Origin of the sequence: Mesobacillus maritimus, assembly GCF_044803185.1 — a bacterium.
GTDB classification, from domain to species: domain Bacteria; phylum Bacillota; class Bacilli; order Bacillales; family Cytobacillaceae; genus Mesobacillus_B; species Mesobacillus_B maritimus_B.
The window spans coordinates 5,528,687-5,545,049 of the sequence record NZ_CP085225.1 but is presented as its reverse complement, the minus strand read 5'-3'; the positions used below and the strand labels follow the sequence as shown (position 1 = coordinate 5,545,049).

The 16,363-nt window shown below is 43.0% G+C and carries 15 protein-coding genes; 14 read left to right on the top strand and 1 reads right to left on the bottom strand.

Annotated features, from left to right (window positions below; genetic code table 11):
• Positions 1-95: 95 nt before the first annotated feature.
• The 6 genes from LG336_RS26620 (at position 96) to LG336_RS26595 (ending at position 7,235) form a co-directional block, all read left to right on the top strand.
• Positions 96-746 (top strand): TetR/AcrR family transcriptional regulator, encoded by a 651-nt coding sequence (locus tag LG336_RS26620; RefSeq protein WP_404330485.1) that lies wholly within the window; start codon positions 96-98, stop codon positions 744-746.
• On the top strand, positions 743-4,000 hold the full coding sequence (gene icmF, locus LG336_RS26615) for a fused isobutyryl-CoA mutase/GTPase IcmF (RefSeq protein ID WP_404330484.1): 3,258 nt from the start codon (positions 743-745) through the stop codon (positions 3,998-4,000). Before LG336_RS26620 ends, icmF begins: the two co-directional genes overlap by 4 nt.
• A 130-nt stretch (positions 4,001-4,130) precedes the next feature.
• Entirely contained in the window at positions 4,131-4,295 is a 165-nt protein-coding gene (locus tag LG336_RS26610; protein ID WP_404330483.1) for a hypothetical protein, read from the top strand.
• A gap of 152 nt (positions 4,296-4,447) precedes the next feature.
• The gene (rpoE, locus tag LG336_RS26605) at positions 4,448-5,005 is read left to right on the top strand and encodes a DNA-directed RNA polymerase subunit delta (protein WP_404330482.1); all 558 of its coding nucleotides are present in this window, start codon (positions 4,448-4,450) and stop codon (positions 5,003-5,005) included.
• Between the two features lie 305 nt (positions 5,006-5,310).
• Positions 5,311-6,912: a CTP synthase gene (locus LG336_RS26600; RefSeq protein WP_404330481.1), complete on the top strand. Its 1,602-nt coding sequence runs from the start codon at positions 5,311-5,313 to the stop codon at positions 6,910-6,912.
• 74 nt (positions 6,913-6,986) lie between these two features.
• Positions 6,987-7,235, top strand: a complete 249-nt coding sequence (locus LG336_RS26595; RefSeq protein ID WP_404330480.1) for a hypothetical protein — start codon at positions 6,987-6,989, stop codon at positions 7,233-7,235.
• A gap of 80 nt (positions 7,236-7,315) precedes the next feature.
• Here LG336_RS26595 and LG336_RS26590 read toward each other — a convergent pair whose 3' ends face one another.
• Positions 7,316-7,849 (bottom strand): DUF2529 domain-containing protein, encoded by a 534-nt coding sequence (locus LG336_RS26590; RefSeq protein ID WP_404330479.1) that lies wholly within the window; start codon positions 7,847-7,849, stop codon positions 7,316-7,318.
• Positions 7,850-8,017: 168 nt separating this feature from the next.
• Here LG336_RS26590 and LG336_RS26585 point away from each other — a divergent pair, with 168 nt between their 5' ends.
• From LG336_RS26585 to LG336_RS26550, 8 genes are all read left to right on the top strand, one after another.
• Positions 8,018-8,386: a response regulator gene (locus LG336_RS26585; RefSeq protein WP_404330478.1), complete on the top strand. Its 369-nt coding sequence runs from the start codon at positions 8,018-8,020 to the stop codon at positions 8,384-8,386.
• Positions 8,387-8,679: 293 nt separating this feature from the next.
• On the top strand, positions 8,680-9,537 hold the full coding sequence (locus tag LG336_RS26580; RefSeq protein WP_404330477.1) for a class II fructose-bisphosphate aldolase: 858 nt from the start codon (positions 8,680-8,682) through the stop codon (positions 9,535-9,537).
• Positions 9,538-9,635: 98 nt separating this feature from the next.
• Positions 9,636-10,280: a fructose-6-phosphate aldolase gene (fsa, locus tag LG336_RS26575; protein ID WP_404330476.1), complete on the top strand. Its 645-nt coding sequence runs from the start codon at positions 9,636-9,638 to the stop codon at positions 10,278-10,280.
• Positions 10,281-10,645: 365 nt separating this feature from the next.
• On the top strand, positions 10,646-11,932 hold the full coding sequence (locus LG336_RS26570) for a UDP-N-acetylglucosamine 1-carboxyvinyltransferase (protein ID WP_404330475.1): 1,287 nt from the start codon (positions 10,646-10,648) through the stop codon (positions 11,930-11,932).
• Between the two features lie 93 nt (positions 11,933-12,025).
• Positions 12,026-12,988 (top strand): class II fructose-bisphosphatase, encoded by a 963-nt coding sequence (gene glpX / locus LG336_RS26565; RefSeq protein WP_404330474.1) that lies wholly within the window; start codon positions 12,026-12,028, stop codon positions 12,986-12,988.
• A 279-nt stretch (positions 12,989-13,267) separates the two neighbouring features.
• Positions 13,268-14,542: a transcription termination factor Rho gene (rho, locus tag LG336_RS26560; RefSeq protein ID WP_404330473.1), complete on the top strand. Its 1,275-nt coding sequence runs from the start codon at positions 13,268-13,270 to the stop codon at positions 14,540-14,542.
• A gap of 168 nt (positions 14,543-14,710) precedes the next feature.
• Positions 14,711-14,929: a 50S ribosomal protein L31 gene (gene rpmE, locus LG336_RS26555; RefSeq protein WP_404330472.1), complete on the top strand. Its 219-nt coding sequence runs from the start codon at positions 14,711-14,713 to the stop codon at positions 14,927-14,929.
• A gap of 136 nt (positions 14,930-15,065) precedes the next feature.
• The gene (locus LG336_RS26550) at positions 15,066-15,686 is read left to right on the top strand and encodes a thymidine kinase (protein ID WP_404333294.1); all 621 of its coding nucleotides are present in this window, start codon (positions 15,066-15,068) and stop codon (positions 15,684-15,686) included.
• The last annotated feature ends 677 nt before the right edge of the window (positions 15,687-16,363 follow it).

The window sequence follows — 16,363 nt, the reverse complement described above, 5'->3', positions numbered from 1 at the left end:
CACATTGACGGGTTCAAAGTGACCAATCCCGCCCATTCATGGGATTGGTAATTTAAACAAAGGGTAAGCAAGGTTGCAAGGCAAGGGGGGAGAAAATGGATCGGAGGGAAGTTCAGGCCTCTGTAAAAGATGAGCGCCTAGTGGAAAAGCGGCGGGACCAGATGATCAAAGGAGCCGTTACGCTTTTTAAACAAAAGGGGTTTCACCGGACGACGACGCGGGAGATTGCACGTGCAGCTGGGTTTAGCATTGGGACGCTTTATGAATATATCCGCAAGAAGGAAGATATTCTCTACCTTGTTGTTGACAGAATGTATGACCAAATTCGCGATCGGTTACAAGAAGATCTTGACACGAACCAGGGCACGGTTGAGAGCCTAAAGCTCAGCATTGCCTATTACTTCCGCGAGATGGCTGAAATGCAAGAGGAAGTGCTAGTCATGTATCAGGAAGCGAAATCGCTCAGCAAGGATGCACTTCCTTATGTGTTAAACAAGGAAATCCAGATGGTTGGCCTGTTTGAGAACGTTATTGAGAACTGTGTGCAAAATGGCGAGCTCGATTTAGATGAAAAACAAATCAAGCTGTTCGCTCATAATCTCTTTGTTGAAGGGCAGATGTGGGGATTCCGGCGCTGGGCTTTACAAAAGGTATATACGCTTGAAGAGTATATAGACCTGCAGCTAGAGTTGCTCTTTTACGGGGTCCAAGGGAAAGTCAATCAAGGAACAGGGGGAGAGAAATGAAGAACCATATTCGCTTTGTAACAGCTTCAAGTCTTTTTGATGGACATGATGCGTCAATCAATATCATGCGGCGTATCCTGCAGGCCAATGGCGCCGAGGTTATTCATCTAGGACATAACCGCTCAGTGGAAGAAGTGGTGAATGCTGCGATTCAAGAGGATGTCCAAGGAATCGCGATTTCCTCTTATCAAGGTGGACATGTAGAGTACTTTAAATATATGTATGACTTGCTTCAGGAACGTGGTGCTGGCCATATTCGCATTTATGGCGGAGGAGGCGGCGTCATCATTCCAAGGGAAATAAAAGAACTACATGATTACGGGATTGCTCGCATTTTTTCTCCAGAGGATGGCCGGTTGCTTGGCCTTGAGGGCATGATTCAGCAAATGCTGAAGGAATGTGACTTTCCAACAGTTGGACCCGAGATTGCTCAAGAGCTAGACAAATTATCGAAGGGCGATGTCTTGACGGTCGCAAAATTGATAACGCTCGCAGAACAGCAGGTTGGCGTGAAACCGAATGGCGAAAACAAGGAAACGGCCGCGTCAGTCGAAGCTGTGCTTGAAAAGGTAAAATCCTTCAGCAAGGACGTACCTGTTGTTGGGATTACCGGAACAGGTGGAGCTGGGAAAAGTTCGCTTACGGATGAGTTAATCAGAAGGTTTCTAAATGAAATTCCTGAAAAACGAGTAGCGATTTTATCGGTCGACCCGACCAAACAAAAAACCGGTGGGGCCTTACTTGGCGACCGAATCCGGATGAATGCGATTTTCTCACCACGTGTCTTTATGCGCAGCTTGGCAACGCGGAAAGCACGGTCAGAGTTATCGCTCGCAATTCAAGATGCGATTCAGGTCACGAAATCATCTGGGTTTGACCTAATCATTGTTGAAACAAGTGGAATTGGGCAAGGGGACGCGGGCATTACTGATGTTAGCGATGTTTCAATGTATATAATGACAAGCGAATTTGGTGCTCCATCGCAATTAGAGAAGATTGATATGATTGATTTTGCTGATTTAATTGTCATCAATAAGTTTGAGCGCAAAGGCTCTGAAGATGCATTGCGTCAAGTTCAAAAGCAATATCAGCGCAGTCATCTCTTATTTAATCAGGACCTAGACAGCATGCCGGTTTACGGAACAATTGCTAGCCAGTTCAATGATCCAGGTACGAATGCTTTGTTTGCCGCGCTTGTTGATAAAATCAACCAGGCAGTCGGAACCGATTGGACGACAAGCTTCACAACGAAAGCGTTAGTAGAAAAGCAAAATATCATTATTCCAAATGATCGTCGCTATTATTTACGAGAGATTACCGAGGCGGTACGCGGTCACCATCGCCATGCGACGGAGCAAGCTGAGATTGCTCGCCGTCTGTTCCAAGTCGAAGGGGCCATCGAAGCGATGAAGGAGCAGGGCACCGATGCGGCCGCAATTGCTTCACTTGAACAGATAAAAGCTGGGCTTGAAGAAAAACTATCAGCTGAATCAAGAAAGATTTTAACTGGATGGGCTGCTTTAAAAGAAAAGTATGCAGCCGACCGTTTTGTCACAAAAATTCGGGATAAGGAAATTGTTACCGAGCTGCGGACGACAAGTCTCTCGGGGCTATCGATTCCAAAGGTGAGTCTGCCGCGTTATAAGGATTACGGTGAGATTTTACGCTGGGTGTATCTTGAAAATGTTCCCGGTTCCTTCCCATATACTGCCGGAGTGTTTCCGTTTAAGCGTGAAGGGGAAGACCCGAAGCGGCAATTTGCTGGGGAGGGCACCCCGGAAAGAACAAATCGCAGGTTTCACTATCTGTCTAAGGATGATTCTGCAAAGCGTTTGAGCACGGCGTTTGATTCGGTCACGCTTTATGGTGAAGACCCGGATTATCGCCCAGATATTTATGGCAAAGTTGGAGAAAGTGGCGTGAATGTATGTACACTCGACGATATGAAAAAGCTGTATGATGGCTTTGATTTGTGTGCACCGTCGACATCTGTTTCGATGACGATTAATGGCCCGGCGCCGATCATCCTTGCGATGTTTATGAATACTGCCGTCCAACAGCAGGTTGATAAAAAGGAGGCCGAACTTGGCCGGTCGCTGACAGACGAGGAGTATGTCGAAGTCAAAGCTTGGACGTTGAGTACCGTTCGTGGGACGGTTCAAGCGGATATTTTAAAAGAAGACCAAGGCCAAAATACGTGTATCTTCTCAACTGAGTTTGCTTTACGAATGATGGGCGATATCCAGCAGTACTTTATCGATTATAAGGTGCGCAACTATTATTCAGTTTCAATTTCTGGCTACCATATCGCTGAAGCTGGGGCAAATCCGATTTCGCAGTTGGCGTTTACGTTGTCGAATGGATTTACCTATGTTGAGTATTACTTGAGTCGTGGCATGCACATTGATGATTTTGCGCCTAATTTAAGTTTCTTCTTCTCGAACGGACTAGATCCGGAGTATACCGTAATTGGCCGGGTGGCACGGCGCATTTGGGCAACGGTGATGAAAAATAAATATGGCGCCAATGAGCGAAGTCAAAAGTTAAAGTACCATGTTCAGACGAGTGGACGCTCGCTGCATGCTCAGGAAATTGATTTTAATGATATCCGTACTACGCTGCAGGCGTTAATGGCGTTGCATGATAATTGTAACTCGCTTCATACGAATGCTTATGATGAGGCGATTACCACGCCAACGGAAGATTCCGTTCGTCGCGCGATGGCGATTCAAATGATTATCACGAAGGAGCATGGATTAACAAAGAATGAAAATCCACTGCAAGGGTCGTTTGTCATTGAGGAGCTGACAGACCTTGTGGAGGAAGCGGTCCTTCAAGAGTTTGAGCGGATCAATGATCGCGGTGGTGTGCTTGGGGCCATGGAAACACAGTATCAACGAGGCAAGATTCAGGATGAGTCAATGTTTTATGAAATGAAAAAGCATACAGGGGAACTTCCAATCATCGGCGTGAACACATATTTGAACCCGAATCCTCCTTCTGAGGAAGATGTGGACAATATGGAACTAGCACGTGCGACAAAAGAAGAGAAAGAGTTGCAAATTTCCAATCTTAATCTGTTTAAGGGTAAAAATAAGGATCAAAGTGAGGAAGCGCTTGATCGCTTAAAGCAAACGGCGGTCAACGGTGGCAACGTTTTTGCTGAGCTAATGGAAACCGTTAAATATGCTAGCCTTGGCCAAATTACGAGGGCTCTATATGAAGTAGGCGGTCAATATCGTCGAAATATGTAAAAGAAATGGGCTTGTAGATTCTTACAGGCCTTTTTTTTAGGGAGTAGGGGAAACTGACTTAATTAAGTAGAGTGAATCATATATAATAAAAACGATACATATTTTTGAATTCCTATTGGGAAGTGAAGTTGTGAGAGTCTTGTTAACCGTAATTGGAGCGATTGTGGCCATTGTCATATTATATACCTTATATCAGATGCAACTTGGCGCTATTTCTTTCTTCTTATTGTCGATTTTTTGTTTCGCTCTATCTGTTATTCTTTTTAAAAAAAGGGGAAGCAAAGAGGAAAGATAGAAAGGCCAGCATAAAAAAGCGTAAGGACAATAGATTTAGCTAGCATAAACAGGATGAATTTGTTTATAATGAAGAATATGCTTTTGGGAGATTTTCCATATTTCGGATTTCTAACTCTGTAAGAGTATGAATAGAGAAAGGAAGTGCAAGTGTTGAGTTTAAATCAGTACACAATGGATGAATTGAAAGAAACATCTTGGATTGAAATAGCATTTGAACTTTTGCAAGAAAAGAAACAAGCGGTTTCTTTCGAGGAATTAGTAACAGATGTACTTAAAATGCTAAAGCTGAATAAAGCAGAATCTAGCGAGAAAATGATTCAATTTTATACAGACTTAAATTTGGATGGTCGTTTCCTAGGTATAGGGGATAACCGTTGGGGCCTTCGCGTTTGGTATCCAGTGGACCAGGCGGAAGAAGACACGGTAACTCCGATTAAGCCACGTAAGAAAAAGGCGAAGAAAGCGGCTGTCGATGAGGTCGAAGGCTTTGATGAAATCGATGACGAAGATGTATTCGATGATTTTGAAGAAGATGACGATGATCTCCTCGATGATGACGATGACTTCGATGACGATGATGATGATGACGACGATGAAGACTTCGATGATGATGACATTGTTGAGGATGAAGACGAGCTCGAGTTGGATGAAGATGAGCTAGATGATGACGATGAAGAGGAAGACCTAGACGAAGAAGAAAAGCTGTAAGGAACTGCTTGACTTTTTCTACAGGCGCCTGTAGAATCGTTTTTGGGCTCCTTAAAAAAGGAACGGTCTTATTAATTAAGCCAAGAAGCGCTCCCCATACTTATGTATGTGGGGCGTTTTTTTTTGTTTTTATGGGAGGCTCTTTTCTCAAATTTTGTTGCTTTTGGGGACAAAATAGGATATGAAAAGAGCCTTATGGAAGATAAAAACGATACTCATCCAATTTTTTATAGGAATTGCTAGCTACTAAAATCAATGAAATCGCTCCATATAGAGCAAGCTATATGGAAAAGAGGGGGACCATCATGACAAAGTATATTTTCGTAACAGGCGGGGTTGTCTCGTCACTAGGGAAAGGGATTACCGCAGCTTCCCTGGGCCGTTTGCTCAAAAACAGAGGACTAAAAGTAACGATTCAAAAGTTTGATCCATATATCAATGTGGATCCAGGAACAATGAGCCCTTATCAGCATGGGGAAGTATTCGTAACGGATGACGGTGCGGAAACAGACCTTGACTTAGGCCATTATGAGCGCTTTATTGATATCAACTTAAATAAATATTCCAACGTAACAACAGGGAAAGTGTACTCAACGGTTCTTAAGAAGGAACGTCGTGGGGATTATCTAGGAGGAACGGTTCAGGTCATTCCTCATATTACTAATGAAATCAAAGACAAAGTATTCCGTGCCGGGAAAGAAACTCATGCGGATGTTGTTATCACAGAAATCGGTGGAACGGTTGGGGACATCGAGTCACTTCCATTCCTTGAAGCGATTCGCCAAATCAAAAGCGATATTGGTAACCGCAATGTGATGTACATCCATTGTACGCTTGTTCCTTACATTAAGGCTGCTGGTGAGTTAAAAACGAAGCCAACACAGCATAGTGTAAAAGAACTTCGTAGCTTAGGGATTCAACCAAATGCAATTGTTTTACGTACGGAAAGACCAATTTCTCAAGACATGAAAGATAAAATTGCTTTGTTCTGCGATATTGAGAAAGAAGCCGTAATCGAGTGTCAAGATGCGGAAACATTATACTCCATTCCACTTGACCTTCAGAGTCAAGGGTTAGACCAAATCGTTTGCAATCATTTGCAATTGCAGTGCACAGATGCCGATATGGATGAGTGGAAACAGCTTGTTGAGAAGGTAACGAATCTGAAGCATACAACTAAGATTGCTCTTGTTGGGAAATATGTTGAGCTTCAAGATGCGTATATTTCTGTTGTCGAGTCATTACGCCACGCTGGTTACGCTTTTGATAGCGATATTGATATCAAGTGGGTTAATTCTGAAGATGTAACAGCTGAAAATGTTGGAGAATTGCTGAAAGGCGTCGATGGCATTCTTGTTCCTGGTGGCTTTGGTGATCGTGGGATTGACGGGAAATTATTTGCGACTCAATATGCACGTGAGCAGTTGGTGCCATTCTTTGGTATCTGCCTAGGCATGCAGCTTGCTTCCGTTGAATTTGCGCGAAATGCAGTAAAAATGGAAGGTGCACACTCTGCAGAAATCCAACCAGATACACCTTATCCAGTGATTGACCTTTTACCAGAACAAAAGGATATCGAAGACCTAGGCGGAACATTACGTCTTGGACTATATCCATGTAAATTGACTGAAGGCTCAAAAGCTGCTCAAGCATACGGTGAAACGGTTGTTTACGAACGCCACCGTCACCGTTACGAGTTCAATAATGAATATCGTGAGCAACTAGAAGAAGCTGGATTTATTTTCTCAGGGACAAGCCCAGATGGCCGCCTTGTTGAGATTGTGGAAATTCAAGACCACCCTTGGTTCGTAGCTTGTCAATTCCACCCAGAATTCAAGTCAAGACCAACTCGTCCACAGCCGCTATTCAGAGACTTTGTGGAAGCTTCATTTAAAAATAGACATTAATTAATTGTTTAAAGAAGGATGACCGAGATCGATAGGTTGTTCTTCTTTTTTTTTTTGGGGGAGAGGGTGCTTCGATGCCCATACTCAAGGTGGAAGGGGAAGTATGGGGACTGAGTAGCTGTTTCAATGCCCATACTCAAGGTGGAAGGGGAAGTATGGGAACTGAGCAGCTGTTTCAATGCCCATACTCAAGGTGGAAGGGGAAGTATGTGAACAGAGCAGCTGTTTCAATGCCCATACTCAAGGTGGAAGGGGAAGTATGGGGAACTGAGCAGCTGTTTCAATGCCCATTCTCAAGGAATAAGGGGAAGTATGGGAACTGAGATACTGTCTCATTTGCCCGAACTTAAGAAGCAAGGCAAGAAGACCAATAAAAAAAACCTCCTAAAAAAGGAGGTAATCTTCATTCTTCGTATTCCGCCATGATCTCATCAATGGTAAACTTTAAGCCATAATAAACAAATAAGGCGGCCATTGAGGTAGGTTGTCCGAAACGATTGCCAAACTCATCTGGCAGCATGCCTTTTGTTATTTTAAGATCAATATGCACATCCGCTAATGTGTCGAGTCCTGGTTCATCGCCGCTATTAATGGCTGAGCTGATGGCCACAAAGGATAGCCCCCGATTTTGAAGGTCCTGTGCAAGTTTAACGGCTTCTGAATCATTCGAGTGACGCGTAACAATTAAAACTCTGTCAGCTGAGGTTACCTCAGAAATCTGACTTGCCTGTAAGAGTGCGGCACCTTTTAATGGTTCGACACCATGAACGGCTTCAAGGGGAACAGCGCCCATCTCACCGGCACCGTAAAGATAGATGACACCTTCGCCAGCGGCAGCTTGGGCAAGAAGTCTTGCACCGTCTTCAATTGAAAATTCTTCTTTCTCCTGAAGCCTCTTGAATAATCCGCTTAGCTGAGTTGAAAACATTTTTAACAAGAATATCGCCTCCAACTAGTGATTATAAGCTTAAAAGGGCAGAAGGTAAAATCAGTTCAAGAAAGTTTTATGAGACAGAGAAGGATTTTTAAAAAAGAAAGCGAAATAAATACTTTAACTATGAAATTTTAATACATACTTACTTAAAAAGAACTTGGAGGAAGCGGCATGAAACAAAAAATCTTGATTGTTGACGATCAGTTTGGAATTCGCATCTTGCTTAACGAAGTGCTGCAAAAAGAGGGCTATGATACATTTCAAGCGGCCAATGGCGTACAAGCGCTTGAAATCGTAAAGGAGCACTCGCCAGATCTTGTTTTACTTGATATGAAAATTCCAGGCATGGATGGAATTGAAATTTTAAAAAGAATGAAAGTCATTGATGAAGACATTCGTGTCATTATAATGACAGCGTATGGAGAATTGGATATGATCCAGCAAGCGATGGATCTAGGAGCTTTGACTCATTTTGCCAAGCCATTCGACATTGATGATATTCGTGTAGCTGTGAAAAAATATGCACAGGTAGCACAGTAATCATTTTCATACATAAAAAACAGAACCCGCTCAAGCATAAATGAGCGGGTTTTTGATTAAATGCCCCTTTTGTCAGATTAGTAAAAATAGTGGTAGCGCTTGCTTGTGTCTTTTTTGTAAAACCTGCAAAAACTCAGCATGTTTCATGGTATTTCTGATGATGTTTTGGTATGATAACTAATGAATTCCACAAGATCATGACACATTCGACTCCATATACATATTCAAGAAGATAGAGGGTAACCTTAAAATGGTAGTCTTAGTCAGACGATCTAATAAAGGAGGAAAATCATATGCCTTTAGTTTCAATGACAGAAATGCTCAAAAAAGCAAATGCGGAAGGTTATGCAGTTGGTCAATTTAACCTAAATAACCTTGAATTTACGCAAGCGATTCTTCAAGCGGCGGAGGAAGAAAAATCTCCAGTTATCCTTGGGGTATCCGAAGGTGCAGCTAGATATATGGGCGGTTTTAAAACCGTTGTAAAAATGGTTGAAGGTCTTCTTGAAGATTACAATGTGACTGTTCCAGTTGCAATTCACCTTGACCATGGTTCAAGCTTTGACAAATGTAAGGCAGCAATTGACGCTGGTTTTACATCTGTCATGATTGATGCATCTCATGATCCTTTCGAACAAAACGTAGAAACAACTAAAAAAGTTGTTGAATACGCTCACTCAAAGGGTGTTTCAGTTGAAGCAGAACTTGGAACTGTTGGTGGCCAAGAAGATGACGTTATCGCAGAAGGTGTTATCTATGCAGACGTTAACGAATGTAAAGAACTTGTAGAACGTACAGGCATCGATTGCCTTGCTCCTGCACTTGGTTCTGTACATGGTCCATACAAAGGTGAACCAAACCTTGGCTTCAAAGAAATGGATGAAATTAATAAGGTAGCAGGTGTACCATTGGTTCTTCATGGAGGAACTGGAATCCCGACTGCTGATATTACAAAATCTATTTCTTTCGGTACAGCTAAAATTAACGTAAACACTGAAAACCAAATCGCGTCTGCTAAAGCAGTTCGTGAAACTCTTGCAGCTAAGCCAGAAGAGTACGATCCACGTAAATATCTTGGACCAGCTCGCGATGCAATCAAAGCTACAGTAATTGGTAAAATGCGCGAATTTGGTTCTAGCCAAAAAGCATAAACATTATAGACAGATTACAGGTGAAACCGCCTTTCAATAGGCGGTTTTCCTTCATTAAAAACTAACTGAAAATTATGTCGAATGGAGGCGCTTTATTTATGAAGTTTTTTATTGATACAGCTAATTTTGATGAAATTAAAGAAGCATATGCACTTGGACTCGTTGCAGGGGTAACGACAAATCCATCTTTAGTAGCAAAAGAAAAGAACGTCAGCTTCCATGATCGATTAAAAGAAATCACTGAATTGGTATCAGGATCCGTTAGTGCAGAGGTCATCGCGCTTGATGCAGAGGGCATGATTAAAGAAGGCCGTGAATTGGCAGCGATTGCACCAAACATCACGGTAAAAGTACCAATGACTCCCGAAGGCTTAAAGGCGGTTTCAACCTTTGCAAAAGAGGGAATCAAAACAAATGTAACGCTTATTTTCAGTGCCAACCAAGCATTGCTTGCTGCAAGAGCAGGTGCTACATATGTATCCCCATTCCTCGGCAGACTTGATGATATCGGACATAACGGAATGGATTTAGTTTCAACGATTGCTGAAATCTTTGCTATCCATGGAATTGAAACAGAAATCATTGCGGCATCCATTCGCCATCCTCAACACGTAACAGATGCAGCCCTGAACGGCGCCCATATCGCAACAATTCCATATAAAGTACTAATGCAATTATTCAACCACCCATTAACAGACAAAGGCATCGAAGCCTTCTTAGCGGATTGGGAGAAACGTGCTTAAACGAAAAGCGGAAGCGCCTTGAACAGGCCCGACAGGCATAAGACGCACCTGAATAGAAGGCGTTCTTTGCCTTCAATTCAGGGGTGACTTATGACCCGAGGGACTAGGCGCTGGAGCTGGACAAGTAGAAAAGCGGAAGCGCCTTGAACAGGCCCGACAGCTGGACAAAAAAACTTTCATACCCCGTAACTCATCAATATCGTGTAAGATAAAAGAATAGGAATCATCCGGACTATTATATTTTCACCTTTCTTTGTAAATAATGCATAATGCAAGCTATGAGGGCTTCGTTCTTAATTAGGACAAGCCCTTGTGCATGGAAGACTAGAACAGACAACTCGGTTTAGAATAGAAGGGAGTCAAAAATGGAAAAGTTAAAGATTGCAGGTGGATACCCATTAAAGGGAACCGTTCGTATTAGTGGAGCCAAAAACAGTGCTGTTGCGCTGATTCCCGCAACGATTTTGGCTGAATCGCCTGTTACAATTGAAGGTTTACCTGATATTTCCGATGTCCATATTCTGAAAGACCTTTTAGAGGAAATCGGTGGTCCAGCAACATTTTCAGATAATGAAATGACGGTTGATCCCTCATCGATGATTTCCATGCCTTTGCCAAATGGCAAAGTGAAAAAACTTCGTGCTTCCTACTACCTCATGGGTGCCATGCTCGGTCGTTTTAAAAAAGCAGTAATTGGGTTGCCAGGAGGCTGCCATTTAGGACCGCGGCCAATTGATCAGCATATTAAAGGCTTTGAAGCTCTCGGTGCTAAAATTACCAACGAGCAAGGTGCGATTTACCTCCGTGCGGATGAACTACGAGGTGCGCGGATTTATCTGGACGTCGTTAGCGTTGGGGCAACAATCAATATCATGCTTGCTGCTGTTCGTGCTAAAGGAAGAACCATCATTGAAAACGCCGCTAAAGAACCGGAAATCATTGATGTCGCTACGCTTTTATCAAATATGGGAGCAAAAATCAAAGGCGCCGGCACGGATGTGATTCGTATCGATGGAGTCGACAAGCTCCATGGGTGCCGTCATACTATTATTCCTGACCGTATTGAAGCAGGTACCTATATGATTTTAGCTGCTGCAATTGGCGAAGGAATCCTCATTGACAATGTCATTCCACTTCATCTTGAATCCTTAATTGCCAAACTGAAAGAAATGGGTGTCCCAATTCAAACTAAGGATGATCAAGTATATGTTGGTCCTGTAGGAGACTATAAAGCGGTTGATATCAAGACCCTTGTCTACCCAGGCTTTCCAACAGATCTCCAACAGCCGTTTACCTCTCTGTTAACCAAGGCAACCGGCTCAAGTGTGGTCACGGACACCATCTACGGAGCCCGCTTTAAGCATATTGATGAACTAAGAAGAATGAATGCCACCATCAAAGTAGAGGGACGCTCGGCGATTATAAACGGACCAATCCAGCTTCAAGGTGCAAAAGTGAAGGCAAGTGATTTACGCGCTGGAGCTGCACTAGTCATTGCCGGTCTAATCGCAGAAGGAGTAACCGAAATTACCGGCCTTGAGCATATCGACCGAGGCTACAGCCATTTGGTTGAAAAACTAAACGGACTTGGAGCAACTGCATGGCGTGAAAAAATGACTAAAGAAGAACTTGAACAAATGAAAAATGCCTAGGTCCATATAGGTGCTAGTCCGGTTGAGAATTTTAGAGAGAAGATAAAAACATAGAATTCTGGGTTGAAACAAGAGAATCGAGGAGAGAAACCAATGGAGAGAAGTTTATCAATGGAGCTTGTTCGTGTAACGGAAGCAGCAGCCTTATCGTCCGCTCGTTGGATGGGCCGCGGCAAGAAAGACGAAGCCGATGGCGCTGCTACTTCTGCAATGCGGGACGTGTTTGATACCGTTCCGATGAAAGGTACGGTTGTCATTGGGGAAGGCGAAATGGATGAAGCGCCGATGCTTTATATTGGGGAAAAGCTTGGAACAGGATACGGACCACGTGTTGATGTGGCTGTTGACCCTGTCGAAGGTACAGAAATTCTCGCTTCTGGAGGATGGAATGCCTTAGCGGTTTTAGCCGTTGCGGATCACGGAAATCTTCTTCATGCACCAGATATGTATATGGATAAAATTGCAGTGGGCCCTGAGGCTGTTGGTAAGATTGATATCAATGCTTCGGTAACCGACAATTTAAAAGCAGTAGCAAAAGCAAAAAACAAAGATATCGAAGATGTTGTCGCAACCGTATTGAACCGTGAACGCCATGAGCATATCATTCAAGAAATTCGTGAAGCAGGTGCGAGGATCAAGTTGATTGATAACGGCGATGTCGCTGGTGCCATCAATACAGCCTTTGATTATACCGGTGTCGATATTTTATTTGGAACGGGTGGAGCTCCCGAAGGCGTCATCGCGGCAGTTGCGTTAAAATGCTTAGGTGGAGAACTTCAAGGCCGTCTTGTGCCACAGAACGATGCCGAAGCAGAGCGCTGCATTAAAATGGGCCTTGATGTGTCGAAAGTGCTCTTGATGGAGGACCTTGTAAAAGGGGATGATGCCATCTTTGCAGCAACCGGAATTACCGACGGTGAAATGTTAAAAGGCGTTCAGTACAAAGGAAATGTGGCAACGACACATTCCCTCGTTATGCGAGCGAAATCTGGTACCGTCCGCTTTGTTGAAGGGCAGCATAGCTTAAATAAAAAGCCAAATCTAGTAATTAAATAGAATGTTGTCAGGGCAATAGCTAGTGAGGGCTCCCTTTTTTCTATTGATTAAAAGGGAGTTCTTCCGATTTGTAAAATTTTGATTGATTCTATTGAACGAACAAGGTACAATTAAAATTATTTTTAAAAGGATCTTCGAACAACTGCTTTTCAAAAAAATCCTTCTTACATCCTTCAATGGAAACTCTTTTCTTCTTTTTCCATCCATAGTACGTGAACTCAACATTACTTTTACAAGCTTTATGGAGGAAATCGAAATACTATTAAGTGTGGTGGCGAAATGGAAGTCAATATATCTAGTTTAGAAAATATGAAATTAAAAGAGCTGTATGAGCTTGCCCGTGAATATAAGGTGTCTTATTACAGCAAACTGTCGAAAAAAGAACTAATCTTCGCAATTTTAAAAGCACGTGCAGAGCGTCAAGGGTACTTTTTTATGGAAGGCGTATTGGAGATTATCCAGTCAGAAGGCTTTGGATTCCTACGTCCAATTAATTACTCACCAAGCTCAGAGGATATTTATATCTCTGCTTCACAAATCCGTCGTTTTGACCTCCGAAATGGAGATAAAGTCTCTGGTAAGGTTCGTCCACCGAAGGAAAATGAACGTTATTTCGGCTTGCTTCAAGTCGAGGCGGTTAACGGGGATGACCCAGAAACAGCAAAAGAACGTGTTCACTTCCCAGGTTTAACACCGCTTTATCCAGACCGCCAAATGAAGCTTGAAACAACGCCAAAGCATATTTCAACGCGAATTATGGACGTGCTAGCGCCAGTTGGTTTTGGCCAACGTGGATTGATTGTGGCCCCACCTAAGGCTGGTAAAACGATGCTGTTAAAAGAAATTGCCAACAGTGTCACAACAAACCATCCAGAGGCTGAATTAATTGTGTTGCTAATCGATGAGCGTCCAGAGGAAGTAACCGACATCGAACGCTCTGTTGCCGGAGATGTTGTTAGCTCAACCTTCGATGAAGTGCCTGAAAACCATATTAAAGTGGCGGAACTTGTTCTAGAGCGGGCAATGCGCCTTGTGGAGCATAAACGCGATGTTATTATCCTCATGGACAGCATTACTCGTTTAGCACGTGCCTATAACCTTGTCATTCCACCTAGTGGTCGTACGCTTTCAGGGGGGATTGACCCTGCTGCGTTCCACCGTCCAAAACGTTTCTTCGGTGCAGCCCGTAATATTGAAGAGGGCGGTAGCTTGACTATCTTAGCGACAGCACTTGTTGATACAGGCTCACGGATGGATGACGTCATTTACGAGGAATTCAAGGGAACCGGAAATATGGAATTGCATCTAGACCGCTCACTTGCTGAACGTCGGATCTTCCCAGCACTTGATATTCGCCGCTCAGGGACGCGAAAAGAAGAGTTGCTTATTCCGAAAGAGCATCTTGATAAGCTCTGGGCCATTCGTAAATCTTTATCCGATTCACCTGATTTCGCTGAGAAGTTCCTACGCAGGCTGAAGCAGACGAAATCGAATGAAGAGTTCTTTGAAATTTTGAACCAAGAAGCTAAGGCTAGAAATAAACAATCAAACTAATTTTCTTTTAATGGAAATTATTGCGCTAAAAACAAGCTTGATAAAATGGTATAGCCTTGCTATAATAACAGCAGTGTGTTTTTGAAGTATTCACTAGGCACCATTCTCGTGCCCTACAATATAACTCTGTTTCAGCAAATGATTCAGGGCAAAAGGAGATGAAAAGGAATGAAAACAGGAATTCATCCAAACTACAAGACAATTACGGTATCTTGCGCATGTGGAAACACATTCGAGACTGGTTCTGTAAAGAATGAGCTTCGCGTGGAAACTTGCTCTGAGTGCCACCCATTCTATACTGGACGTCAAAAATTTGCTGAAGCTGGTGGACGTGTAGACCGCTTCAACAAAAAATACGGCCTTAAGAACCAACAAGAACAAGAGTAATTTTAAAAATGAAAAAAACAGGCAAGAAGCAACACGACTTGCCTGTTTTTTATTGAGTAAAATAGATAGAAAACCAAGCTCTGGGTACATAAACCGGGCGATTTGATTTTAAAGCAAGGAAGGAGAGGCCGTGCCTATGTATGTGATGAAGCACAGCGGCTGGATTGAAATTATCTGCGGCAGCATGTTTTCCGGCAAGTCAGAGGAATTGATTCGCAGGGTCAGAAGGACTCAGTTTGCTAAACAAAAGATTGCTGTATTTAAACCGTTAATTGATAACCGTTACAGTGAAGAATCGGTCGTTTCGCATAACGGAACGTCTGTGATTGCCAAACCTGTAGCAAATTCCACTGACATTTTTCAGCATATCAATCCTGAAATTGATGTCATCGCAATCGATGAGGTCCAATTTTTTGATGAAGAAATTACTCAGGTCGCTCAGCACTTAGCCAATAGTGGCCACCGAGTCATCCTTGCCGGTCTTGACCAAGACTTTCGTGGAGAGCCCTTTGGCCAAATGCCAGCTTTGATGGCCATTGCCGAACAAGTGACGAAACTCCAGGCTGTTTGTGCTGTCTGTGGTTCACCTGCAAGCAGAACCCAGCGTCTTATCAATGGGGAACCGGCCTCTTACTATGATCCCATCATCCAAGTGGGCGCAGCAGAATCGTACGAGCCCCGCTGCCGCCATCACCACGAAGTACCAAAGGCTCCGCGCGAGCAGGAAGCTACTCCAAAAAGTGATAGCGTAAAATAGGGGGACGTCAAAAAACCAGCTTCTTTTAGTAGGAGCTGGTTTTTTGATTGGGTTGGGGCGCGATACATTATTTGCACGAAATCGCCTTTAACTAGGTTTAAAAATGGTCTTCCTAATTATATTGGGTTTGGATACAGTACGGTGTAGGGTATTTATTCCCATACAGGGAATAAAACGTCTCTAACGGGGAATATAATGCCTGAAACAGGGAATATAATAACCTTATTCAGAAAAAAGCGGCCTAGGTGAGGGTATTTTATGAGGTTTTTAACGGTCTAGTGGTCAATTAAGGATAAAAATACCCACCTAAAAGTCTTTTTCTAGTATAGGTCATTAGGTTTTGTGCTTTTTTATGTTAATAGAGCACAAATTAATAGCTAGCACGATTAAATTTCGAATAGATACCGTACACCGTATAACGCTTACAGGGGATAAAACGTTCGAAATCAGACTCTATTTGTATAAAACACGGGTCTATTTGTAAAAGTCCATTGCTATTCGCGTTTGCAAGACCACCGTAATGATACTCACAGGTTTCCCTAATTTTGATTTTGACGCAATATTGTCCATATACTATAATTAAGTAGTTATGGGTAAAAATGATAATATGAATGAATCTATTTAACATATAGGTTGTGGCAAGATTCCCGCATCGTTGTTTGGAGCGGAAATCAACA